The 24,998-nt window shown below is 59.7% G+C and carries 20 protein-coding genes; 11 read left to right on the top strand and 9 right to left on the bottom strand.

The genetic code is table 11. From position 1 onward, the window contains the following. Positions 1-16: 16 nt before the first annotated feature. Together frdC and frdD are read left to right on the top strand one after the other, a co-directional pair. The gene (frdC, locus tag ACL2XF_RS03915; RefSeq protein ID WP_410016777.1) at positions 17-412 is read left to right on the top strand and encodes a fumarate reductase subunit FrdC; all 396 of its coding nucleotides are present in this window, start codon (positions 17-19) and stop codon (positions 410-412) included. A gap of 13 nt (positions 413-425) precedes the next feature. After that, positions 426-776 carry a fumarate reductase subunit FrdD gene (gene frdD, locus ACL2XF_RS03910; protein WP_410014429.1) on the top strand — a complete coding sequence of 117 codons (351 nt, stop codon included), beginning with the start codon at positions 426-428 and terminating at the stop codon, positions 774-776. Positions 777-875: 99 nt separating this feature from the next. On the opposite strand, the gene hybG is transcribed toward frdD, so the two are convergent. The 8 genes from hybG to hybO are packed head-to-tail and all read right to left on the bottom strand — an operon-like array spanning position 876 to position 7,708. Further along, positions 876-1,163, bottom strand: a complete 288-nt coding sequence (hybG, locus tag ACL2XF_RS03905; protein ID WP_413728051.1) for a hydrogenase maturation factor HybG — start codon at positions 1,161-1,163, stop codon at positions 876-878. Positions 1,164-1,180: 17 nt separating this feature from the next. After that, on the bottom strand, positions 1,181-1,522 hold the full coding sequence (gene hypA, locus ACL2XF_RS03900; protein ID WP_413728050.1) for a hydrogenase maturation nickel metallochaperone HypA: 342 nt from the start codon (positions 1,520-1,522) through the stop codon (positions 1,181-1,183). Then, positions 1,515-2,045 (bottom strand): hydrogenase-2 assembly chaperone, encoded by a 531-nt coding sequence (hybE, locus tag ACL2XF_RS03895; protein ID WP_413728049.1) that lies wholly within the window; start codon positions 2,043-2,045, stop codon positions 1,515-1,517. Before hybE ends, hypA begins: the two co-directional genes overlap by 8 nt. Beyond that, complete coding sequence (locus ACL2XF_RS03890) at positions 2,032-2,604, bottom strand: HyaD/HybD family hydrogenase maturation endopeptidase (RefSeq protein ID WP_413728048.1); 573 nt, start codon at positions 2,602-2,604, stop codon at positions 2,032-2,034. The genes hybE and ACL2XF_RS03890 overlap by 14 nt, the downstream gene beginning before the upstream one ends. Further along, positions 2,604-4,307 (bottom strand): hydrogenase 2 large subunit, encoded by a 1,704-nt coding sequence (gene hybC / locus ACL2XF_RS03885; protein ID WP_410014424.1) that lies wholly within the window; start codon positions 4,305-4,307, stop codon positions 2,604-2,606. The genes ACL2XF_RS03890 and hybC overlap by 1 nt, the downstream gene beginning before the upstream one ends. After that, positions 4,285-5,484: a Ni/Fe-hydrogenase cytochrome b subunit gene (gene hybB, locus ACL2XF_RS03880; RefSeq protein WP_413723207.1), complete on the bottom strand. Its 1,200-nt coding sequence runs from the start codon at positions 5,482-5,484 to the stop codon at positions 4,285-4,287. Before hybB ends, hybC begins: the two co-directional genes overlap by 23 nt. Next, positions 5,471-6,577: a hydrogenase 2 operon protein HybA gene (gene hybA, locus ACL2XF_RS03875; protein ID WP_413723208.1), complete on the bottom strand. Its 1,107-nt coding sequence runs from the start codon at positions 6,575-6,577 to the stop codon at positions 5,471-5,473. The genes hybB and hybA overlap by 14 nt, the downstream gene beginning before the upstream one ends. 3 nt (positions 6,578-6,580) lie before the next feature. Beyond that, entirely contained in the window at positions 6,581-7,708 is a 1,128-nt protein-coding gene (hybO, locus tag ACL2XF_RS03870) for a hydrogenase 2 small subunit (protein ID WP_410014421.1), read from the bottom strand. 514 nt (positions 7,709-8,222) lie between these two features. On the opposite strand from hybO, the gene ACL2XF_RS03865 reads away from it, so the two are divergent. The 8 genes from ACL2XF_RS03865 (at position 8,223) to ompF (ACL2XF_RS03830) (ending at position 22,036) form a co-directional block, all read left to right on the top strand. Next, entirely contained in the window at positions 8,223-9,836 is a 1,614-nt protein-coding gene (locus ACL2XF_RS03865; RefSeq protein ID WP_410014420.1) for a sensor histidine kinase, read from the top strand. Between the two features lie 4 nt (positions 9,837-9,840). After that, positions 9,841-10,563: a two-component system response regulator DcuR gene (dcuR, locus tag ACL2XF_RS03860; protein WP_410014419.1), complete on the top strand. Its 723-nt coding sequence runs from the start codon at positions 9,841-9,843 to the stop codon at positions 10,561-10,563. A 286-nt stretch (positions 10,564-10,849) separates the two neighbouring features. Beyond that, positions 10,850-12,190 (top strand): anaerobic C4-dicarboxylate transporter, encoded by a 1,341-nt coding sequence (locus ACL2XF_RS03855; RefSeq protein ID WP_410014418.1) that lies wholly within the window; start codon positions 10,850-10,852, stop codon positions 12,188-12,190. Positions 12,191-12,270: 80 nt separating this feature from the next. Then, entirely contained in the window at positions 12,271-13,668 is a 1,398-nt protein-coding gene (fumC, locus tag ACL2XF_RS03850; protein WP_413728047.1) for a class II fumarate hydratase, read from the top strand. 2,442 nt (positions 13,669-16,110) lie between these two features. Next, positions 16,111-17,784: an anaerobic glycerol-3-phosphate dehydrogenase subunit A gene (gene glpA, locus ACL2XF_RS03845; RefSeq protein ID WP_413728046.1), complete on the top strand. Its 1,674-nt coding sequence runs from the start codon at positions 16,111-16,113 to the stop codon at positions 17,782-17,784. Beyond that, a complete protein-coding gene (glpB, locus tag ACL2XF_RS03840) occupies positions 17,774-19,060 on the top strand; it encodes a glycerol-3-phosphate dehydrogenase subunit GlpB (protein ID WP_410016776.1) in 1,287 nt (428 codons plus the stop codon). Before glpA ends, glpB begins: the two co-directional genes overlap by 11 nt. Further along, positions 19,044-20,243, top strand: a complete 1,200-nt coding sequence (gene glpC / locus ACL2XF_RS03835) for an anaerobic glycerol-3-phosphate dehydrogenase subunit GlpC (protein ID WP_413728045.1) — start codon at positions 19,044-19,046, stop codon at positions 20,241-20,243. The genes glpB and glpC overlap by 17 nt, the downstream gene beginning before the upstream one ends. Before the next feature lie 701 nt (positions 20,244-20,944). Then, positions 20,945-22,036 (top strand): porin OmpF, encoded by a 1,092-nt coding sequence (gene ompF, locus ACL2XF_RS03830; RefSeq protein WP_413728044.1) that lies wholly within the window; start codon positions 20,945-20,947, stop codon positions 22,034-22,036. 26 nt (positions 22,037-22,062) lie between these two features. Here ompF (ACL2XF_RS03830) and robA read toward each other — a convergent pair whose 3' ends face one another. Then, positions 22,063-22,974, bottom strand: coding sequence for an MDR efflux pump AcrAB transcriptional activator RobA (gene robA / locus ACL2XF_RS03825; RefSeq protein ID WP_410014413.1), 912 nt, complete (start codon positions 22,972-22,974; stop codon positions 22,063-22,065). A 711-nt stretch (positions 22,975-23,685) separates the two neighbouring features. Between robA and ompF (ACL2XF_RS03820) the strand changes: the two genes are divergently transcribed. Continuing rightward, positions 23,686-24,777, top strand: coding sequence for a porin OmpF (ompF, locus tag ACL2XF_RS03820; protein ID WP_413728043.1), 1,092 nt, complete (start codon positions 23,686-23,688; stop codon positions 24,775-24,777). The last annotated feature ends 221 nt before the right edge of the window (positions 24,778-24,998 follow it).

The raw sequence follows: 24,998 nt of genomic DNA, 5'->3' as shown, positions 1-24,998 counted from the left end.
GGGAGTGATTAACATGATAACAACCAAACGCAAGCCCTACGTTCGCAGCATGCCGGCCAACTGGTGGCAGAAGCTGGGGTTCTACCGTTTTTATATGCTGCGCGAAGGCACCGCCGTACCGGCGGTCTGGTTCAGCCTGGAACTGATCTACGGACTGTATGCGCTGAAGGCCGGCGAGGCGAACTGGGACGGGTTTGTGCATTTCCTGCAAAACCCGGTGGTGCTGGCGCTTAACTTGCTGACGCTGCTGGCGGCGCTGCTGCATACCAAAACCTGGTTTGAGCTGGCGCCCAAGGCCACCGTGCTGGTCGTCAAGGATGAAAAGGTCGGTCCGGCGCCGTTTATCGCCACGCTTTGGGGCGTTACGCTGGTGGTGACGGTGGTGATACTGGCCGTGGCCCTTGTCGTTTAATCAGGAGAACGCTATGAATCAAAATCCGAAACGCGCCGATGAACCGGTTTTCTGGAGCCTGTTCGGCGCCGGCGGCATGTGGAGCGCCATCGTCGCGCCGGTGATAATCCTGCTGGTGGCCTTTTTGCTGCCGCTGGGCTGGTATCCGGGCGAGGCGCTCAGCTATCCGCGGGTGCTCGCGTTCAGCCATACCCTGATAGGCCGCCTGTTCTGGCTGCTGATGATTGTCCTGCCGCTGTGGTGCGGGCTGCATCGCATTTATCACTGCACGCATGACCTGAAAATTCATGTGCCGGCCGGCAAATGGGTGTTTTACGGACTGGCCGCCATCCTGACCGTGGTGACGCTGGTGGGCATTTTTTAACCAGGGCAAGTTAACCTACCCCCTATCCGCACGTTAATCAGCAACGCCCCGCCACCCGTATCCCGGGTGGCGGGGCGTTGCCGTTATCGGGCGTTGTTTTTAGCCCACTACCCGCAGCTTCCCATCCTGTCTCATTTCGTCGAGCTCCAGGCCGACCATTTGCATGGACTGCAATGCCGCCAGCGTCTCACGCGCCTCCTGCTCATCGAGCAGGCTCATGGCGAATCCCACATGGACCAATACCCACTGGCCGACCAGCGCGGCGGGTTCGCCTTCGCATACCAGGGCGATATTTACCGCGCGCTGCACGCCGCAGACCTCGATACAGGCCGGCTGGTGAATATCGGCCCCGACGGCCACGATCTTACCGGGAATGCCTATGCACATACTCTCTCCAAGGGATGTTACTCCAGCTCCAGCTGCCTGACGCGCAGGCTGTCGCCGCCGTTAACCTGCAACGCGTGACCGCCGCAGCGCGGGCAGCCCGCGCCATGGTGCGTTATCTCGACGGCGGCGCCGCATGACCAGCACCAGGCCGGCGCCGGCCGCACGTCAAGGTGCAGCGCGCTGCCTTCGGCCAGCGTGCCGCGGCACGCCGTGCCGAACGAAAAACGCAAGGCGCTTTCCTCGATGCACGACAGCGCGCCCAGTTCCAGCCAGACCCCGGTCACCCGCCGCGCCCCGTGCGAGCGGGCCTGCTGGTCAATCAGCGCCAGCGCCTCGTAGCACAGGGAAAGCTCATGCATCCGGGGCGCCGCCCCGGCCGCGGGTGAGCCAGGCGCGGCGATCGGCGTCCGGCGGGCTGTCGCCGTCACGCACCGGCAACGACAACGCCATTTTCACGCAGTGTTCCGCCAGGGCGACCGCCCCGGCGCCGGTCAGCCCGGCATCCAGCGGCGACATCAGGGAACAGGAGAGATAGGGCCTCCGGCCCGCCAGCTCGCCGCTGATAAAGGTGACATTGCCGCACGGCAACGCCAGCGCCCGCCGCGCGCCGTTTTCCATCGGCGGCCATTCCTGGCCCGGCCCCGGCAATACCCACAGGCTCAGCATCCAGGGGGTCAGCAGGCATCCCAGCCACTGCTGTTCAAACAGGGTGAAACCGCAGGCGCGTACCGGCACCGCCGGACGGAAAAACGGCAAATCGCGCATGCGCTCATCGGCGATGCGCCGGAACAGCGGCTCCAGCCACGACGCGGGCGCGTCGCCGACGGCAGCCGCGGCCTCATTAGCCCTTGTCCGGGCGGGAGGATCTTCATACCGCGGCATGGGTATCTCCCTTATCAAAAGGGTCATTGTCGTCGGGCCGGGAAAAGGGGCCGGCGTCAGGGTCGGGGGGCGCGTCGCTGGCATCCCGCGCCGACACGGTCACGCCGCTTTGCTCCAGCGCGGCAATCACCTGCCCCAGCGCCGGTTCCACCGCCCGCGCCACGCAATCGGTCAGGCCGATGCGCATGGTCAGCGCTTGCGGCTCCACGCCCACCAGGGTCAGGCGGCGCGGAAACGCGTCCAGCAGGCGCAGCGCCATCAGCGCATCGGCCAGTCCCAGCTGATGCGGCGACAGCTTTTGCGTCAGGAACGCGGGCACCTCATCGTCGCGCAGCACCACCACCGCGCCGGGGGCATGGCCGGCGAGCACCGCGTCGGCCACGATCAGATGATCGCGGCCGGACAGGGTTTCCAGCAGCTCCATGCCCGAGGTGCCGCCGTCCAGGATGTCGATGGCGGGCGTGAACCGGTAACGGCGCGCCAACGCTTCAACGATGCGCACCCCCACCGCTTCATCGCTCAGCAGCAGGTTGCCGATACCCAGCACCAGAATACGCATCACAGCACCTTTACCCGGTTCACTTCCCGGCCGGTCGCGTCCACCAGGTGCACGGCGCATGACATGCAGGGGTCGAAGGAATGGATGGTGCGCACCACTTCCAGCGGCCGGGCGGCGTCGGCCACCGGCGTGCCCACCAGCGACTGCTCGTAAGGCCCCGGCACGTCCTGCCCGTTGCGCGGGCCGGCGTTCCAGGTGGAGGGGACCACCGCCTGGTAATTGGCAATCTTGCCATCCCTGATAACCACCCAGTGCGACAGCATGCCGCGCGGCATTTCGCCGAAGCCTACGCCGCGCAGTTCCTTATCCAGCGGAATGTCCGGCTTGATAAAGGTCTGGTGATCGCCCCGGCCGATATTGTCCACCAGCAGTTGCCACATCACGCTCAGCGAGTCTTTCAGCACGCAGCAGTGCACGGTGCGGCCGATGACTCGCCCCAGGGTGGAATGCAGATCGGCCTCGCGCAACGTGTTGCCGGTAAGATGGCGATAGGCGGCGCCAAGCTGCGAAAAGTGGGTTTGCGCGCCCTCGTGGCCCGCCGCCAGCCCGCACAGCAGCCAGGCCAGCGGACCGACCTCCACCGTCTGGCCGTAGAATATCGGTGATTTTACCCAGGAATATTTACCGTCCTCCTGCCAGCCGGTGTACTGCGGCCGGGTACGGCCCTCCCAGGGGGCCAGCGGCTCGTCGTCCTGGTACCAGGCATGTTTGGCGCTTTCCTGGATGCCGTCCATCAGGAACGGGTCGGTATGGCTGGCGATGGGGCGGAAACGGGCGGCGTCGCCGTCCTCCAGATAACCGCCCGTCAGCCAAAAGGTCTCGCCCTTGCCATCCAGCGGCAGCTCCGGCACGCTCAGGTAATGCCGCGCCCCGCGCCCCAGCGTCAGCCACTGCGGATAGTGGGCGGCGATCACCACGCAGTCGACTTTATACACCTGCTCGATAAAGTCGCCCAGCCGGTCGATAAAGGTTTTGACATACATCAGCCGTTCCAGGTTCAGCACGCTGGGCATATCCGGGTTGATGGCGTTGGCGACGCCGCCGACGGCCAGGTTCTGGATATGCGGCGTTTTGCCGCCCAGCATGGCGACGATGCGGTTGGCGTCGCGCTGGCATTCCAGCGCCTGCAGGTAATGAGCCACCGCAATCAGGTTGACTTCCGGCGGCAGCGCCATGGCCGGATGCCCCCAATAACCGTTGGCGAAAATGCCCAGTTGACCGCTGGCCACCAGATCCTTGATCTTTTGCTGTACCCTGGCGAACTCCGCCGCACTGTTCAGCGACCAGGTGGACAGGCCTTTGAGCAGCGTTTCGGCTTTCACCGGATCCGCCTTGAGCGCCGAGGTAATATCCACCCAGTCCAGGGCCGACAACTGGTAAAAATGCACGATATGATCGTGGATGCTGTGGGCCGCCAGGATCAGGTTGCGGATATACTGGGCGTTCACCGGCACGCTCATGCCCAGGGCGTGTTCCACCGCGCGTACCGAGGCGATGGCGTGCACCGTGGTGCACACCCCGCAGATACGTTGGACAATCATCCAGGCGTCGCGCGGATCGCGGCCCTGGAGAATTTCTTCCATGCCGCGCCACATGGTGCCCGACGACCAGGCCTTGACCACTTTTCCCTGTTCAATTTCGCAATCAATACGCAGGTGGCCCTCGATACGGGTAACAGGATCAATGGTGATGCGTTGGCTCATGCTCTACCTCAATCGGACGATCGTGATGGCGGTCCGCCGTCCCGGACAGGACCGGCAACAGGCGAATCAACATTATGTAAGCACAGACTTCGATAGCGACGAAGCCCACTGAAATCAGGATTTCACCCACGGCGGGGAAATAGCGGTACCCGCCGCCGGGATTGAAGGCGATCAGGGAATAATCCAGGCGCCACAGCGCCGCGCCCGACAGCATGCACAGCCCGCCGATAAACAGCGCGCGGGCGTCCCGGCGGCAGCGTCGCAGGCAGAGCATCAGCAACGGCGCCAGCATCAGGCCGATTTCCGCCCAGAACAGCGCGGCATAGCGATCGCCCGCCCATAAATAGCCGGTCTTGCCGCGCCAGATCACTTCCGCAAAGCGCAGCAGGATGAAGATCGTCAGGAAAACGGCGATAATGCGCGTCAGGCGCGTGAACAGCGGCGTTTCGTCCGCTCCGCGGCCCGCAAGCCCCGCCCGCACCAGCGAACCTTCAAACACCACCATCGAAAACCCCATGATAAAGGCGGTCAGCAGCGAAAACAGCGGCAGCATTTCGTAGCTTTGCCACAGGGGATGCACCTTGATGCCGGCGGCAATCATCAGCGACCCCATGGAGGATTGATGCATGGTGGGCAGCAGAACGCCCAGCGACAGGATCAGGAACATCCCTTTATCGAGCCATTTGCGCGGAGCGTGCCATCCCCACTTTTCACACAGTACCGGCGCGAACTCGAGCGCCATGATGCCGATGTAGATGGTCATGCATACCGCGGTTTCAAACAATACCGACGAGGTATTGAAATAGCCGGGAAGATAAAAGTACGGCAGGTTCCAGTAGCGGCCGACGTCGATGGTGATGGACAACCCGCCCAGCGAATAGCCGAACAGGCTGGCCAGCAGCGCCGGACGCATCAGCGGGTGGAATTCGCCGCGGTTGAAGACGTAGACCGCCCAGGCCAGCGCCCACCCGCCGCAGGCCAGGCCGGTGCCCACCAGCAGGTCGAAGGCAATCCACAGGCCCCAGGGATAACCGCCGTTCAGGTTGGCCACCGAGCCGATGCCGAACAGCAGTCGCCTGAGGATAAGCCCCGCGCACAGTATCACCAGCGGCGCCAGGTACATAATGGGCCTGGCGAACAGACGTCCGCCCAGCGGGCTGGCCTTATGCATCGTCATGATTATTCTCTCCTGGTGGCGCTACGCGCGTCGTTTTGGCGCCTGACGCCTCCCGCCCGCCCGGCGCATCGTCGCCGGCCGCGCCGGATAGATCAGGCCCGGCGGCCTTATCGTCGCCGTCGTGTCCGTCGCGGGTATTGCGCCGCACCAGCAGCGCCAGCCCGGCAAATACCGCCAGCGGCAATACCATGCCTTTATACAGCGAATGCTGGATATGCTCCGAGCGCGCGCCGGTGGACAACTCCGCCAGCGCCGGCAGGTCGAGGTTTTGGTACGGCACCCCGGCCAGCACCAGCACCTGGGTGCCGCCGCCTTCTTTCTCGCCGTAGATATGCGGTTCATACCGCGGCAGGGCGCGCGCATAGCGATCCCCATCCCCAAGGGTCTGGCGGGGATACAGATATTCAACGCCCGGGGTCAGCGCCAGACGCTGGCGGGCTTCGGCCAGCAGCGCTTCCCTGGTGCCGAAAATCACCGCGCCGGTGGGACAGACCTCGACGCATCCGGGCAAGCCGCCGTTATCCAGCCGGGCGACGCCGGGCTGGTTGCACAGCTCGCATTTATGGATTTGGCCCAGCGGATTGTCATAATCGTATTTCGGCACGTTAAACGGACAGGCCACCATGCAATAACGGCAGCCGGTGCAAATATCGGCGTTGTAGTGCACCACGCCGGTCGTGGGGTGTTTTTTCAGCGCGGACACCGGACAGACCGATACGCAGTTCGGATCTACGCAGTGCATGCATTGCTTTTTGATATAGGCGTAGCCGTCCTGGGCCTGATCCTTATTTTTGCCGGTGCCGGAGGTCCACACCTGGATAATATTGTTGGTATACGGGCTGAGCTTGTCATTATCCGACCAGGTGGCCGCGCCGCCGGCATAGGTTTTCCCCGCGGCTGGCCTGGGAGAATGATTGACCTGCTGGCATTTTGTCACGCAGGCCTGGCAGCCCACGCAGAGCGTGGAATCGTACAGCATGCCCAGCGCGCCCGGAATGGGCGGTTTATTCTGCGCCTGCGCCAGCGCGGCGGCGGGTACGCCCGCCAGCAAGGCCCCGGCGCAGGTCAGTTTAAAAAAATGACGTCGGTTCACGGCTCACTCCTCCCGGGACGAAGCGTCGGTCCGATCCCGGCGCTGTTTATTCTGCGCCCGGCCCAGTTCACGCACCGTCATCAGGCCGACGCCCGCCACCACCCCCAGCACGCCGCCGATAAGGCCGGTGGCGGTGGCGGAGCGCGGCGCTCCTTCCGGCTGATGGACGGCGGGTTTTTCCGCCCTGGGGGTGGGGTTTTCCACATTCGCCAATTGGAAAATCCCCTTGGTAAAGCCGATGCCCTGCTCATTGCAGCCATAACAGGGATGGCCGATGCCCACCGGCCAGATACCGCCGCCCACATCGCAAAACTCCAGGGTCGGGCAGTTGCCGTAGGTCTCCGGTCCTTTACAGCCCAGATGGTACAGACACCACCCCTGGCGATGCCCCTCGTCGCCGAATTCCCGGGCAAAACGCCCCGCGTCGAAATGCGGCCGCCGCTCACAGTTTTCATGAATCAGACGGCCATAGGCAAAGGTGGGCCGGCCGGCGGCGTCAAGCGCCGGCGCGCGCCCCCAGGTAATGATATGGGCCACCGTCGCCAGGAAATTATGCGGATTGGGCGGGCAGCCCGGGATATTGATAATGGTTTTGCCCGGCAGGGCCTGCTGCAGGCTGACCGCCCCGGTGGGATTGCTGCCCGAGGCCGGCACGCCGCCCCAGGCGGAACAGGACCCGATGGCGATAATGGCGGCGGCGCCCTCGGCGCATTCACGGATATGCTCGACAATAGGTTTGCCGGCCACCATGCAGTACACGCCGCCGTCCTTGAGCGGGATGGAGCCGTCCACCACCAGCACATATTTGCCGCGGTACCGCTCCACCGCGCGCTGCTTATTGTCCTCGGCCTGGGCGCCGAAGGCGGCGGAGAGCACCTCATGGTATTCCAGGGAAATATCGTTAAGCAGCAGGTGTTCCAGCGTCGGATGCGTCGCGCGCAGCAGGGACTCGGTGCAGCCGGTGCATTCCTGGGCGCCGATCCAGATAACCGGCGGCCGCGTCGGCTGCGCCAGGGAGCGGGCCATTTCGCCGGCCGCGCGGCTGCTCAGGCCCATGGTGGCGGCCAGGGCGGCGCACAGTTTTAAAAAGGTACGGCGATCAACCCCCGGGGGAGTAATGCGGGTATTCATAGTGGTTTTGGGCCTCTTACATGGCAACGCTGCTCAAGCACGGCTGCGTCATTGAGACCCTGAAATTATTATGAGAGGGTTAAATTGATCTCTATCAATTTAGGGCCAAATGACAATTTATATTTTTATTATTTGTGACCAAGAACATTTTTAACCAATATTATTTCAAAATGTTTACTCTAAAATTTTACTTTATTTGTTTTTTGTTAGGCTGGACCTCTATGCATTATATTTCCACGACGCACGCCATTAAATAACTATTCTGTTATTTTATTAAGTAAAATAATCCTCTACCGGAGATTATTTTCAGCCACGGCATAATCAGGCGCTGGTTTTATGCGCGCCCGCCACTATTTTTGCCGGGAGTGTGAAGCAGACCCGCGTCAGAAGCAAGCAGAGTCTTTACCATCTTATTCATGGCGCGGCGTAATGATAACGGCAGCAAAATACCCCTCCTTCAGCCTTATTTTGTCGTATCATCCCGGGCAAGACGATTGGCGAACACGGAGAACACATGGCCAGAGACACCCGCAAAGCGCCGCTGACATTGAGCACCTCCGTCATTCTCATGGTATCGGGTGTCATCGTTTCCGTGCTGGTGGTGGTCCATATGCTGTTTTTCAGCCAGATAAGCGAACTGGCCGAGAACAACGTGCGGGATAAAGCCTTCGCCATCGCCCGCACCCTGGCGCAGGATCCCGAGGTGGTGCAGGGCCTGGGCGGCCAGGGCAATCCGGGCGCCATTCAGCAGGTGGCCGAAGCCGCGCGGATACGCAACGACCTGTTTTTTGTCGTGGTCACCGATATGAACCGGATACGTTATTCGCATCCGAATGCCGAACTGCTGGGTAAACTCTATGTCGGCGACGATATACTGCCGGCGCTCCAGGCGCGGGAACACCAGGCGATTAACCAGGGCACGCTGGGGCGGGCGCTGCGTATCTATACCCCGGTCTATAACGCCGCGCAGCGGCAAATCGGCGTGGTGGCGATTGGCATTTCACTGGATACGGTACAGACCATCGTCAACGGCAACCGCTGGAACCTGCTGTGGACCGCGCTTATCGGCGCCGCCGTGGGCGGTATCGGCACCTGGCTGCTGGTCAAGGCGCTCAAGCGCATCATGCTGGGATTCGAACCCCATGAAATCGCGCAATTGTTCGAGGAGCGCAACGCCATGCTGCAATCGGTCAAGGAAGGGGTGATTGCCGTCAACGCCGACGGCCAGATTACGCTTATCAACGACGAGGCCAAACGGCTGTTCAAACAGCACGGCCCCTGGGAAAACCTGCTGCTGGACGCGGCAAGCAAGAATTGGCCGGCGCAGCTCTATTTACGCAACGTGCTGCAAACCGGCAAGCCCCAGCGCGACCGGGAAAGCCATATCAACGGCAGCGTGCTGCTGACCAATACCGTGCCGGTGATCGTGGGCGAGGACATCGTCGGCGCTATTGCCACGTTTCGCGATAAAACCGAGGTGGCGCGCCTGCTCGAGCGTCTGGACGGCATGTCGGCCTATGCCGATACCCTGCGGGTGCAATCCCATGAATTTATGAATAAGCTGCATGTGATTCTCGGCATGCTGCATTTAAAAAGCTACCAGGCGCTGGAATCCTATATCTTGAAAACGGCCAATAATTATCAAAATGAAATCGGCACCCTGATTCGTATCGTCAAATCGCCGGTGATCGCCGGTTTCCTGCTCGGTAAGATTAACCGCGCCCGCGACCTTGATATCGGCCTGGTGATTACCGAGGACAGCTGGCTGCCCGATACCGATGATAACGACACCACCGCCTGCCTTATCACCGTATTGGGCAATGTGATTGAAAATGCCATGGATGCCCTGTCCGAGAGCGAAAAAGGCACGATCACCGTCAGTTTCCTCTATCGGGATGATATGCTGCTGCAGTGCACGGTGAGCGACGACGGCCCCGGTATCGACCCGGCCGTGGGGAACACGGTCTACCAGCGCGGTTTTTCCACCAAAGGCACCGGCCGCGGCATCGGCCTTTATCTTGCCCGGGAAGGCGTGGAACGGCTGGGCGGATGGATGGAATTTACGTCTGAACCGGGGGTGAGCACCCGCTTCGACATCACTTTGCCATATCGGATAAAAACGGGGTAACCCTATGATAAATACTCTGATTGTCGACGATGACGCCATGGTGGCCGAATTGAACAAATGCTACCTGAGCCAGGTCAGCGGGTTTCAATACCACGCCACCGCCTCCACCCTGCAGCAAGCGCGGTCGCTGCTGATGGCGGCCGGGGATAAAATTGATCTGGTGCTGCTGGATATTTATATGCAGCAGGATAACGGCTTGGATCTGCTGCCCATCATCCGTGAAATCAGCGAGCAAACCGATGTCTTGATTATTTCCTCGGCCACCGATGTCGGCACGGTGAAAAAAGCGTTCAAATACGGCGTGGTGGATTATCTTATCAAGCCCTTTCAGTTCGCCCGTTTTGAACAGGCGCTGGTCAGCTACCGCGAGGAGGTCAATTTACTCGACCTGCGCGAAAACTGCGCGCAGTCCGATATCGACCATTTAATTCACCATAAAACCGCCGACGCCGATCACGGCCATAAAAAATTGCCCAAAGGCCTGACCGTTATTACCCTGCGCACCATCGGCGAGTGGATTGAGCAAAGCAAGGATCGGGAATTTTCCACCGAGATGCTGGCCAACGCCATCAACATCTCCAAGGTCTCCTGCCGCAAATACCTGATATATTTGGCGGAGGCGGATATTCTTACCACCACCATTTTTTACGGCTCCATGGGGCGCCCGGTCTATTTTTACCGCTTATTACCGGAAAAACTGGAGGCGCTGCGCCAGTGTTTCCAGTAAATACCGCCCGCCGCATCATGCCGGTGCGGCGGCGGCGGGTTTCGCCAGCAATAGTGTTTAATTCCCGCCCTTAAATCAAATTAATTATTTCACATCATAAGCATTAACATCTAAACAACAATATGATTTGCCTAAATAAGATTGGCTATAACATAAAAATATTAAATCATATTATTAACTAAAAAAAGCGTCGGTATGTGATTCAGCACAATCATTATGGTTTTAAACGGAGTTATTTGTTAAGCAGTGAATTTAAATAAAGTTATTAAACAAAGGAAAAGTACAAATGGCATTTTTTATTCAACTGGCCGTTATTCTGGCCTGTCTGTTATACGGCGCCAGAAAGGGCGGTATCGCCCTCGGCCTCCTGGGCGGTATCGGGCTGGTTATCCTGGTCTTCGTCTTCCATCTCGAACCCGGTAAACCCCCGGTCGACGTCATGCTGGTGATTATCGCCGTGGTCGCCGCCTCCGCCACCCTGCAAGCCTCCGGCGGCCTGGACGTCATGCTGCAAATCGCCGAGCGACTCCTGCGGCGCAACCCCAAATACGTCTCCATCGTCGCCCCCTTCGTCACCTGCTGCCTGACCATCCTCTGCGGCACCGGCCATGTGGTCTACACCATTTTGCCCATCATCTACGACGTGGCGATTAAAAATAATATCCGCCCCGAACGTCCCATGGCCGCCAGCTCCGTCGGCGCCCAGATGGGCATTATCGCCAGCCCCGTGTCGGTCGCGGTGGTCTCCCTGGTGGCCATGCTCGGCAATGTGTCTTTTAACGGCCGCCACCTCGACTTCCTCGACCTGCTGGCCATCACCGTTCCCTCCACCCTGTGCGGCATCCTGGCCATCGGTATCTTCAGCTGGTTCCGCGGCAAGGACCTGGATAAGGACGAGGTGTTCCAGAAATTTATCGCCGACCCCGAAAACCGCCACTATGTCTACGGCGATACCGCCACCCTGCTCAACCAGAAGCTGCCGCGCAGCAACTGGGTGGCGATGTGGATTTTCCTCGCCACCATCGCCGTCGTCGCGCTGCTGGGCGCGATGCCGCAGCTGCTGCCGGTGTTCGGCGGCAAACGGCTGTCGATGGTATTGGTTATCCAGATGTGCATGCTGTTTTCCGGCGCCCTGATTATCATCGCCACCAAAACCAACCCGGCGGCCATCTCGAAAAACGAAGTCTTCCGCTCCGGCATGATTGCCATCGTGGCGGTCTACGGCATCGCCTGGATGGCGGAAACCATCTTCGGCGCGCACCTGGCCGAAATCGAAGCCAGCCTCGGCGCCATTATCAAGGTCCATCCCTGGGCCTACGCGCTGGCGCTGCTGGTGGTCTCGAAGTTCGTCAACTCCCAGGCCGCGGCGCTGGCGGCGATTGTGCCCCTGGCCCTGGCCATCGGCGTCGACCCGGCCTATATCGTCGCCTCGGCGCCCGCCTGCTACGGCTATTATATCCTGCCGACCTATCCCAGCGACCTGGCGGCTATCCAGTTTGACCGTTCCGGCACCACCCATATCGGCAAGTATGTCATCAACCACAGCTTTATCCTGGTGGGCCTGCTTGGCGTGGGCGTCTCCAGCCTTGTCGGCTGGATCCTGGCCGCCGCCTACGGCTTTTTATAAACACGACTCGCATCGCGCGGCGCGGCGGATGGAACACCCGCCGCGCGATTTATTTTTGTTTATCGCATAAGGATCACATTATGGAAAATATCCGCACTGAAAAAGACTCCATGGGCGCCGTCGAAGTGCCCGCCGACCGGCTATGGGGGGCGCAGACCCAGCGCTCGCTGGAGCATTTCCGCATTTCGCAGGAAAAGATGCCGGCGGAGCTTATCGCTGCGCTGGCCATGACCAAACGCGCCGCCGCCCAGGTGAACCTGGACCTGGGCCTGCTGGCCCGCGACAAGGCGCAGGCCATTATCACCGCCGCCGACGAAGTGCTGGCGGGAAAGCATCCGCAGGAGTTTCCGCTGTCCATCTGGCAAACCGGCTCGGGGACCCAGACCAATATGAATATGAACGAGGTGCTGGCCAACCGCGCCAGCGAACTGTTGGGCGGGGAGCGCGGCGATACGCGCCTGGTGCATCCCAATGACGATGTCAATAAAAGCCAGAGCTCGAACGACGTGTTCCCCACCGCGCAGCATGTGGCGGCGGTGATTGCCCTGCGCACTCAATTATTGCCGCAGCTGGCTACGCTGCGGGCGTGCCTGGAACAAAAGGCCGAAGCATTCAGCGACGTGGTGAAAATCGGGCGCACCCATTTGCAGGACGCCACCCCGCTGACCCTGGGACAGGAAATTTCCGGATGGGCGGCGATGCTCGGCCACAGCGCGCGGCATATCGAGGCGACGGTACCGCATCTGAGCGAACTGGCGCTGGGCGGCACGGCGGTGGGCACCGGCCTTAACACCCATCCGGAATATGCCGTACGGGTGGCGAAGGCCCTGGCGGAGCTGACCGGGCAGCCGTTTGTCACCGCACCGAACAAGTTCGAGGCGCTCGGCTCTTGCGACGCCCTGGTACAAGGACACGGGGCGCTCAAAGGACTGGCCGCGTCGCTGTTCAAAATCGCCAACGACGTGCGCTGGCTCGCCTCCGGGCCGCGCTGCGGTATCGGCGAAATCGCCATCCCGGAAAACGAGCCCGGCAGCTCGATTATGCCCGGCAAGGTCAACCCCACCCAATGCGAGGCCATGACCATGCTGTGCGCCCAGGTTATGGCCAATGATGTGGCGGTGAACTTTGGCGGCGCGTCGGGCAATTTTGAACTGAACGTCTTCCGGCCGCTTATCTCGCATAATATGCTGCAATCCATCCGCCTGCTGGCCGACGGCATCAGCAGCTTTACCCGGCACTGCGCCGGCGGCATCGAACCCAATCGGGCACGCATCAGCCAACTGCTGAATGAATCGCTGATGCTGGTCACCGCGCTCAATACCCATATCGGGTATGACAAAGCGGCCGAGATTGCAAAAAAAGCCCATAAAGAGGGGCTGACGCTAAAAGCGTCGGCGCTGAAACTGGGCTATGTTTCAGAGCCGGAGTTCGACCAATGGGTACGGCCCGAGGCGATGATCGGCAGCTCCGTTAAATAGGCCCGCGCAACGCGTTCCCCGTAAAGCGTTTAAACTGATGTTTCCGCCGCCCGGCGTCCGGGTGGCGGATCTTCCCCTGATAATGATTAAACCTGCGGAGGGTTGCGCTTGCGGCTTATGCTGTGGGGCGGGGTTTCGTTTGCCGTACGTTGGGGGCCATGCATTAGGGTGCGCCAGGGCATATGTCGCCTCGGCGAAGGTTTCGCTTGCCGTGCTTGAGGGTGCCATGCGTTAGGGCGCGCCAGGGCATATGCCGCCTCGGCGAAGGTTTCGCTTGCCGTGCGTTCAGTTGTTTTATGGAATGCCGGGCGCCGGCAAGCGACAAAGAGGCCGTACCGCGACGGCCTCCTTGACCTCCGCGCGCCCGGCAGATCGCGCGTCGCTGCGCGATACCTTCCGACGCCCGTTCCCCCTTATGCACCGGCCCGTTATGCGCTCCCGGCGCAACGGGCCTTTCGCCGCTCCCAGCGGCTCATGCCGGGGGCACAGGCGCCGTCAGCGCGCTTTATGCCGGTCCACATGTCGCTGTTCGCACGGCATATTGTGTAGCAATAGCGGCGCTGTTGTTTTGGATAGAATCTGGCGTCGGGATACGGTTAACCTGCTTGCGGGGAGATTTATGTCGCCTCGGCGAAGGTTTCGCTTGCCGTGCGTTCGGCGCTTATATGTATTGCCGGGCGCCGGCAAGCGACAAAGAGGCCGTACCGCGACGGCCTCCTTGACCTCCGCGCGCCCGGCAGATCGCGCGTCGCTGCGCGATACCTTCCGACGCCAGTTCCCCCGTTATGCACCGGCCCGTTATGCGTTCCCGGCGCAACCGGGCCTTTCGCCGCTCCCGGCGGCTCATGCCGGGGGCACAGGCGTCGTCAGCGCGCTTTATGCCGGTCCACATGTCGCTGTTCGCACGGCATATTGTGTAGCAATAGCGGCGCTGTTGTTTTGGATAGAATCTGGCGTCGGGATACGGTTAACCTGCTTGCGGGGAGATTTATGTTGCCGTGGCGTGGGTTTCGCTTGCCGTGCGTTAAGGTGCCATGCGTTAGGGTGCGCCAGGGCATATGCCGCCTCGGCGAAGGTTTCGCTTGCCGTGCGTTCGGCGGCTATATGGAATGCCGGGCGCCGGCAAGCGACAAAGAGGCCGTACCGCGACGGCCTCCTTGACCTCCACGCGCCCGGCAGATCGCGCGTCGCTGCGCGATACCTTCCGACGCCAGTTCCCCCGTTATGCACCGGCCCGTTATGCGCTCCCGGCGCAACGGGCCTTTCGCCGCTCCCAGCGGCTCATGCCGGGGGCACAGGCGCCGTCAGCGCGCTTTATGCCGGTCCACATGTCGCTGTTCGCACGGCATATTATGTAGCAATAGCGGCGCTGTTGTTTTGGATAAGGTCTGGCGTCGGAATGCGATTGACCGTTATGGAATACACCGGGTATGGAATGTATCTGACACAACGAAAAGTTGGACATATAGTCATACAGTCATGCAGTCATGCAGTCATGCAGTAAGGCCATCATCATTCATCATTCAACTTTAAGCTTAAGTTTTAACAGTAAGCATTACGCTTTCAACCATCAGCCATCAGCCATCAGGCTGTAAACGTTAGCGCAAAATGAATACTGATACCTTTCCCGGTAAGTGCATGCCGCAAGAAACCCAAAAACGCTATTTTACTCACAGGCGATGGTGTTGACGTGGTGCCGGCATAGAGTGCGCCGGCGGCGCACATCGCGGCTGGATGAGCCGCCGGGAGCGGCGAAAGCTAAGGGCCGCGCCGGGAGCGCGTCCCGTGCGGTCCACAAAGCCGGGATGGGTGATGCCGGGCACCGCGCAGCGGCGCACGATCTGCCGGACGCGCGGAGGTCAAGGAGGCCGTCGCGGTACGGCCTCTTTGTCGCTTGCCGGCGCCCGGCACTACATATGAACACCTCACGTACGGCAAGCGAAACCTTCGCCGAGGCGACATATGCCCTAGCGCACCCTAACGCACGGCACGCGAAACCCACGCCACGGCAGCATAAACCGCCCCATAAGCCACAAACGAACCCCACGCCGCAGCCACATAAACTGCCCCGCCAGCCACAAGCGACACCCCCGCCGCAGCCACATAAACCACCCCGCCAGCCACAAGCGACATCCCCGCCGCAGCCACATAAACCACCCCACCAGCCACAAGCGACACCCACGACGCAGCCACATAACCGCCCCACAAGCCACAAACGAAACCCCCGCCGCATTGCCCCGCGTCCCTGCTTTCGGCCCGCGCTAAACGTCCGCCGACATTGCCGCGAGCCAACGAGCCAACGAGCCAATAAAGTAAGTAATCGCGCTTTTTATTTTCGTTTATTGTTCGTTATTGTTCTTTATCACACAAATCCTGTCCATTTTATGCGTTAATCCTACTATAACCATCCGCTCACTAGGGGATTAATCTATGGGAGAGAATATGAGCAACCGTTATTCCCATGAGGAGACGGACGTCATTATCATCGGCGGCGGCGCCACCGGGGCGGGGATCGCACGCGACTGCGCCCTGCGTGGGCTGCGGTGCCTGTTGCTCGAGCGCGACGATATCGCCGCCGGCGCTACCGGCCACAACCACGGTTTGCTGCACAGCGGTGCGCGTTACGCTGTCACAGACAGCGAATCCGCCCGCGAATGCATCGAAGAAAACCGCATCCTCAAACGTATCGCCCATCACTGCGTCGAGGCCACCGACGGCCTGTTTATCACCCTACCGCAGGATTCGCTGGCGTATCAGCAACGATTTATCGCCGCCTGCCTGGATGCCGGCATCGAGGCGCAGGCCATCGATCCGCAGCTGGCCCTCAGGCAGGAACCGGCGGTCAATCCGGCGCTTATCGGCGCGGTGCGGGTGCCGGACGGCACCGTCGATCCGTTTCGCCTGACCACCGCCAATATGATCGACGCGCGCGAGCATGGCGCGCGTTTTTTAACCTACCACAGCGTCACGGGGCTTATCCGCCAGGGCGATCGGGTGCGCGGCGTGCGCGCGTTCGACCATGCCTGCGGCCAGACACATGATATTTACGCGCCGGTGGTCGTCAACGCCGCGGGGATCTGGGGACAGCATATCGCCGAATACGCCGACCTGCGCATCCGCATGTTCCCGGCCAAAGGCGCGCTGCTGATCCTCGGACACCGCATCAACAACCTGGTCATTAACCGCTGCCGCGCCCCGGCCGATGCCGATATCCTGGTGCCGGGCGATACCATTTCCCTCATCGGCACCACCTCCACCCGCGTCGATTACGGCGATATCGACCGGCTGACGGTCACCCCCGACGAGGTTGACCTGTTGCTGCGCGAAGGCGCGCTGCTGGCGCCGCGCCTGGCGCACACGCGCGTACTGCGCGCCTACGCCGGCGTGCGGCCGCTGGTGGCCAGCGACGACGATCCTTCCGGGCGCAACGTCAGCCGCGGCATTGTCCTGCTGGACCATGCCAAACGCGACGGCTTGGAGGGCTTTATCACCATTACCGGCGGCAAGCTGATGACCTATCGCCTGATGGCCGAATGGGCCACGGATACGGTCTGCGCCAAGCTGGGCATCACCGTGCCCTGCACCACGGCGCAGCACGCCCTGCCCGGATCCAGGAAACCGGCGCAAGAGGCCGGGCGCGCCGCCGGCCCGCTGCCCGCCAGCATCTCCGGCTCCGCCGTTTATCGCCACGGCGATCGCGCCAACCAGGTACTGTGGGGCGACCGCCAGGCCAACAGCCTGGTCTGCGAATGCGAGGCGGTCACGGCGGGAGAAGTCCGCTACGCGGTGGAGGCCCTGAACGTCAATAACCTCACCGACCTGCGCCGCCGCACGCGCGTCGGCATGGGCACCTGCCAGGGCGAGCTGTGCGCCTGCCGCGCCGCCGGGCTGTTAACCCGTCTTAACGTCGCCACCCCGCGCCAGTCCATCGGCCAGCTGTCGGCGTTCCTGAATGAGCGCTGGAAAGGCATCAGGCCGGTGGCCTGGGGAGACGCGCTGCGCGAAAGCGAATTTACCAGTTGGGTCTATCGTGGCCTGTGCGGTTTGGACGGCGATGCCCGTCACGCCGCCCGGGACGATAGCCAAAAGAACACGGAGGCCGATGATGGAATTTGATGCCGTGGTAATTGGCGGCGGCCTGGCCGGGCTTAGCTGCGCCGTCAGTCTGGCGGAACAAGGCCACCGTACGGCGGTGGTCAGCGCCGGGCAAAGCGCGCTGTATTTCTCTTCCGGCTCGCTGGATCTGCTGTCGCGCCTGCCGGACGGCACGCCGGTGGCGTCCCCCCCCGACGCGCTGGCGGCGCTGGCGGAACAGGCGCCGCAGCATCCCTATAGCCTGCTGGGCGCGCGCGAGGTCATGGCCCGGGCCGCGGACGCGCAGGCGCTGCTGGCCCGTTGCGACATTGCGCTGACGGGCCGGGCGCAGCATAACCATCAGCGCATTACGCCGCTGGGCACCCGCAAGGCAAGCTGGCTCAGTCCCGAAGAGGTGCCGGTAACGCCCTGGGACGGCATCCTGCCCTGGCAAAGGGTGGCGGTGATAGACATCGAGGGTTTTCTGGATTTCGAGGCCAGCATCGCCGCCGCCTCCCTCGCGGCGGAGCAAGGCATACATGCCGTTGTGGCCTGCCTGCGCCTGCCCGCGCTCGACCGGCTGCGCGCCAATCCCAGTGAATTTCGCGCGGTTAATATCGCCAGGGTACTGGATTTGCCTGAGAATATCCCGGCCCTGGCCGCCGAGCTTGAACGCCTGGCGGGGGACGCGCAATGCCTTATTCTGCCGGCCTGTATCGGACTGGACTCGCCGCAGCCGCTTGAACGGCTGCGCGGACTCGTCAATCGGCCAATCTACCTGCTGCCGACCCTGCCGCCCTCGCTGTTGGGCATCCGGTTGTTCCAGGCGCTGCGCCGGCGCCTTAACCGGCTGGGCGGCGTCTTTATGCCGGGCGACAAGGTATTGAAGGCGCGGTTCGCGGGCCGGCGCATCATCAGCGTTTCCACCCGCAACCACGCCGATATCCCGGTGCGCGCGCGCCAGGTGGTGCTGGCCAGCGGCAGTTTTTTCAGCAATGGACTGGCGTCCACCCATGAGCGGGTCTATGAACCGGTGTTTGGTCTGGACATGTTTGGCGACGGGGAGCGGGATACCTGGAGCCGAGCCGATTTTTTCGCCCCCCAGCCCTATCTGCAGTTCGGAGTTAAAACCGATGACCGCCTGCGGGCGCTGCTTGGCGGTGAACCGCTGGAAAACCTGTATGCCGTCGGCGCGGTGCTTGGCGGCTATGATCCGTTAAGCCAGGGCTGCGGCGCGGGGGTTTCTTTGGTAAGCGCGCTGCACGCCGCGGGAAGGATCGCCGTTACGCTTGAGGAAAATCATGAGCCTGCCCTTTGATAACAGCTTTGAGAGCTGCCTGAAATGTACCGTTTGCACCACCTATTGCCCGGTATCACGGGTCAATCCGCTGTATCCCGGGCCGAAGCAGGCGGGGCCGGACGGCGAACGGCTGCGCCTGAAGGATCCGACGCTCTACGACGACGCGCTGAAATATTGCTCCAACTGCAAGCGCTGCGAGGTGGCCTGTCCGTCCGAAGTACGCATCGGCGATATTATCCAGCGGGCCAAGGCCCGCTACAGCGCGCACAAACCTAGCCTGCGCGACGCCATTCTCAGCCATACCGACATCATGGGATCCCTTTCCACCCCCCTGGCGCCGGTGGTGAATATGGCCACCGGACTGAAACCGGTGCGGCGGCTGCTGGATAAAACGTTAAAAATCGACCATCGCCGCCAGTTGCCGACATACTCATTCGGCACCTTCCGCCGCTGGTACCGCCAGGAGGCCGATATCCAGCGGCAGTATGCCGAACGGGTGGCTTTTTTCCACGGCTGTTTCGTCAATTACAACCACCCGCAGCTGGGCAAGGATTTGATCAAGGTGCTGAACGCCATGGATATCGGGGTGCAGCTGTTAAAACGCGAGAAATGCTGCGGCGTGCCGCTTATCGCCAACGGCTTTATCGCCCAGGCGCAAAAACAGGCGCGGGTCAACGCCGCCTCGCTTGAACACGCGGTGCTGGAGCACGGCATGGCGGTGGTGGGCACTTCGTCCAGCTGCATCCATGCCCTGCGCGAGGAGTATCCCCATCTGCTGGACGTGGATACGTCGGCGGTGCGCGAGCGTGTCGAGCTGGCCACCCGCTATATCTACCGCCGGCTCGAGGCGGGCAAAACGCTGGACCTGAAGCCGCTGCGGCTGCGGGTGGCCTACCACACCCCCTGCCATATGGAAAAAATGGGCTGGGCGCTGTATACCCTGGAACTGCTCAGGCGCATCCCCGGCCTCGACCTGGTGGTGCTGGACTCGCAGTGCTGCGGCATCGCCGGCACCTACGGTTTCAAATCGGAGAATTATGCCACCGCGCAGGATATCGGCGCCCCGTTGTTCCAGCAGATCGAACGCAGCGGCGTCGACCTGGTGGTGACCGACTGCGAAACCTGCAAGTGGCAAATCGAGATGTCCACCGGCAAGCCCTGCGAGCATCCGATAACGCTGCTGGCCCGCGCTCTGGCCTAACCTCCCCGGCCGCGCCGGGGATCGGGGGGTTACCGATGGCCGCCGCAACCGATCGCCGCATGCCGGGCGGATGTGGGCGGCGCCTTCCCGCCTCTGGGCCAGGCGCATATATTCCCGCACCCGGTTGCTAACAATATCTCCGCCGGCCGATTACCGCCGGCTTTGCATCCCATGATTTGATAACACAAGAATATATTCATTAAAAAAAATTGTTATTTAAAATTCATTGCTTGTTTCGGCTTAAGATACCCATGAATAAATGCGTTAAAATTATCCCCCCGGACCAGGCAGCCTATATCGGCATGCCCGCCGTAAAGTTTTAATACCATTAATAGCGCAATTACAATTGATTACCCTATGGATACCAGTAACTACCTATTCAGTGAAAAAATCTGATTATTGCCGTAATATCCAATACCTTGCTGAATGCCGCTTAAGTTTTTTTTATTAATTTCCTTTAAAGCAGTGAATTATAATATTTATGACGAGATCACAAAACCTAATATTTAAAGTTCCGTTTATTAAAAAAAAGGCGTTATTATTTTATCTCCCAATGGTGCTTCCTGTGTCTGTTTGATGCGCTTCCGCCCTGGCCGCGGGATGAAAAAGGCCAGGGCAACACACCCTTATCTCCGGTATGCAGGCAGTGGCGCGGGCTCACGTCCGTATTAAATAAAAATATTTTATAAGGTATCCCTCCGATGAAATATACCCTACTAGCAGTGATGATCCCGGCCCTGCTCGCGTCGGGGGCCGCAAGCGCGGCCGAAGTATTTAACAAAGACGGCAATAAACTGGATATGTACGGTAAAGTCGATGGCCTGCATTATTTCGCCGGTGATGACGGCTATGCATCCGATGGCGATCAGTCCTATGTGCGTTTCGGTTTTAAAGGCGAAACCCAAATCAATGATCAGCTGACCGGCTATGGCCAATGGGAATATAACATCCAGGCTAACAAAACCGAAGGCGGCGACGATGCCACCGACGGCACCAAAACCCGTTTGGGTTTTGCCGGCTTGAAATTTGCCGATTACGGTTCATTTGACTACGGCCGTAATTACGGCGTGGTGTACGATGCCCTGGGCTGGACGGATATGCTGCCGGAGTTCGGTGGTGAAACCGCTTACTCCGATAACTTCATGGTCGGCCGTACCACGGGTGTTGCCACCTACCGTAATACCAATTTCTTCGGCCTGGTCGACGGCCTGGGTTTTGCCCTGCAGTACCAGGGTAAAAACGATCGGTCGGATATCGCCCGCGCGAACGGCGACGGCTACGGCGGTTCAATTTCGTATATGTCGCCCATCGGTGTCGGCATTGTCGGCGCCTACTCCTCCTCGGATCGCACCAATAGCCAGAATCTTGCTCCCTACGGCCAGGGCAAGCGCGCGGAACAGTGGGCGACGTCGCTGAAATATGACGCCAATAATATCTATCTTGCCGCCACCTATGGCGAAACGCGCAGGGCCACCTATATCAACGGCACAACCCCGGCCGGCGTCGGGGTGACGGGTTTTGCCAACCAGACTCAGGATATCCTGCTGGTGGCACAATATCAGTTCGACTTCGGTCTGCGTCCGTCCATCGGCTATACCAAGTCCAAAGCGAAGGACGTCGAAGGCATCGGCAACGTTGACTTGATTAAATACTATGAAGTCGGCGCCACCTACTACTTCAACAAAAACATGTCGACCTATGTCGATTATATCATCAACCGTATTTACGAGGACAACCAGTTAAGCCGTAACCGCGGCAACGTCGTGGCGCTGGGCCTGGTATATCAGTTCTAGCCGGCCCGTAAGACACGCACATCCGGTTACGCCGCCGGTCCCTGTACTGGCATGACGTCGGCGGCGGCAGTCTGCAGAATGGGGATCAGGTAATCACAGTGGATTTCGCCGCTGCCGTCATCGTTACTGGATGACGGCCAGCGGTGGAAACGTTCGATATCATAGCCGTCGCGCCGCACCATGCGCATCAGCGGCAGGCAGACACTGTAGAGATCCATAATAAATCCCTGCAGCCCCCCGGCCGGCCCCAGGTAGGTAAACAAGGCATAATCGCCGGCGTTCAATGAAAGTTCCTGCAGATTATCGCTTTTGACCGGCAAAAACGCCGGTTCGGCGGCGGTGGTATAAAACACTTCGTTTTCACCGTTCTTATCAACGGCGGGACGCGAGTAGCACAGGCCGTAAACCACCGGCGGGCTGCTTTGCGCCTCTTCCAGAAAAGTGCGCCAGAACTGCGCGCGCAGCTCGGCACGGTGACGGCTTAACTGCTCCAGCGTGCAGGTGTAGCTGCGGGTAATGCCTTCCAGCCTCAGCGCCGGCAGCATAACGATTTCAGCCGGGGCATAGGCGCAGGAGGCGCGGCCTATCGGCGGCTGGATGCCGAAAAAATCCCAGCGCAACGAACGCCGGTAAAAGGCCGGCGTTTGCTGGAACTGCTTTTTAAACGCGCGGGTAAAGGTTTGCTGTGATTCAAAATGATATTGCAGCGCAATGTCCGCCAGCGACCGGCTGGTGAGACGCAGCGCCATGGCGGCATGGGACAGGCGCCGGGCGCGGATATACGCGCCGAGCACCTGGCCCGTCGTCTCTTTGAATTTTCGCTGCAAATGCCATTTGGAATAACCCGACCTGGCGGCTACGTCGTCCAGCGATAGGGGTTTGTCCAACTGCTCTTCCAGCCAGGCCAGCAAATCGCCAATAATCCCGGATCGGTTCATAAAAAACCTTATGCCTCAAAATCTTTATATCGCGGTAGAATCCCCGATAAAAGAGAAATAACTAAAGCGATTATTCCCTGTTTAATCCCAAGATTCTATCTATTATTTTATTCATTAATCATGCTGTTATGACAGTTAATGCTTTTTTTGACGCGACATGCAGCGACTTTACATAAAATGACAATTCTCGCCTGAGATATAAGCAGTGTTAAATCTTCCGCGTGAACTATAAATGCTATTTTTGACCTTAAATGGCAATTGCCATACTATTAGGAATCTTTTTAACATATTGTGCCAAAATTATCCTCTGGTGCCTTTTTTAACGTTTGATGCTATTATCCACATAATAACAAATAGTTACTTTTAATAATATATTGAAAAACCATCCTGTATAAAAATGTCATTTTTAGCCGTAAGTGTTATTTTTGACATTTAGTGTCATATAACTTTTATATATTAATTGCAAACCAACGTCTTTGATTACAATAGTTAAACACCGATCACAAAATTTCATATTTTGCGTTTCGCTTTTTAAATAAATAGCGTTAATATTTCTTCTCCCATTGGTGCTTCCTGTGTCTACTCGATGCGCTTCCGCCTTGGCCACGGGATGAAAAAGGCCAAGGCAACAAATCCTTATCTCCAGTGTTCAGGCAGTGGCGCGGGCACAGGCCCGTATTAAATAAAAATACTTTATAAGGTATCATTTCGATGAAATATAGCATCCTTGCAGTGATGATCCCGGCTTTGTTAGCGTCGGGAGTAGCCAGCGCGGCTGAGGTGTATAATAAAGACGGCAATAAACTGGATTTGTACGGCAAAGTGGACGGTCTGCATTACTTTGCCGATGACGATGGCTACGCGTCCGACGGCGATCAGTCTTATGTGCGTTTCGGCTTCAAAGGCGAGACACAAATCAACGATCAGCTGACCGGCTATGGCCAATGGGAATATAACATCCAGGCTAACAAAACCGAAGGCGGCGACGATGCCACCGACGGCACCAAAACCCGTTTGGGTTTTGCCGGCTTGAAATTTGCCGATTACGGTTCATTTGACTACGGCCGTAATTACGGCGTGGTGTACGATGCCCTGGGCTGGACGGATATGCTGCCGGAGTTCGGTGGTGAAACCGCTTACTCCGATAACTTCATGGTCGGCCGTACCACGGGTGTTGCCACCTACCGTAATACCAATTTCTTCGGCCTGGTCGACGGCCTGGGTTTTGCCCTGCAATACCAGGGTAAAAACGATCGGTCGGATATCGCCCGCGCGAACGGCGACGGCTACGGCGGTTCAATTTCGTATATTTCGCCCATCGGTGTCGGCGTTGTCGGCGCTTACTCTTCCTCGGATCGCACCGATAGCCAGAACCTGGCCACCGTTGGCCAGGGCGACCGTGCCGAACAGTGGGCGACCTCACTGAAATATGACGCCAACAACCTTTATCTGGCCGCCACTTATGGCGAAACCCGTAACGCCACCTATATCGACGGCACGACCCCGGCCGGCGTCGACGTCGTGGGCTTTGCCAATAAAACCCAGGATTTCCTGCTGGTGGCGCAATATCAGTTCGACTTCGGTCTGCGTCCGTCCATCGGCTATACCCAGTCCAAGGCTAAGGACGTTGAAGGCATCGGCGACGTTGACTTGATTAAATACTACGAAGTCGGCGCCACCTATTACTTCAACAAGAACATGTCGACCTATGTTGATTACATTATCAACCGCATCGACGACGATAACTCCCTTGGCGTCAACAGCGGCGACGTTGTGGCCCTGGGCCTGGTTTATCAGTTCTGATTCAGGTATCGCATTATCGACGGCCCGCATCGCTGCGGGCCGTTTTTTTTCCGCCCGCCCAATAATTATTCTCTCCCGGCGGAGGGTTTGCGTCCGCGCGGGCATGGCGGCGGATAACTGGCAAAAGCTGGCCATAAGCCTGGTTTTCGCCGGCCAATACCACGCCTGGCGCGAATAAAATGCAGGTCGCCGTCATTACGCGGGTGAAGCGCGCCGTGCCC

Source organism: Sodalis sp. RH19 (assembly GCF_047324215.1).
Taxonomy (GTDB): Bacteria; Pseudomonadota; Gammaproteobacteria; order Enterobacterales; family Enterobacteriaceae; genus Acerihabitans.
Note: the sequence above shows the minus strand (reverse complement) of the source record. Positions and strands in the feature narration are given on the sequence as shown.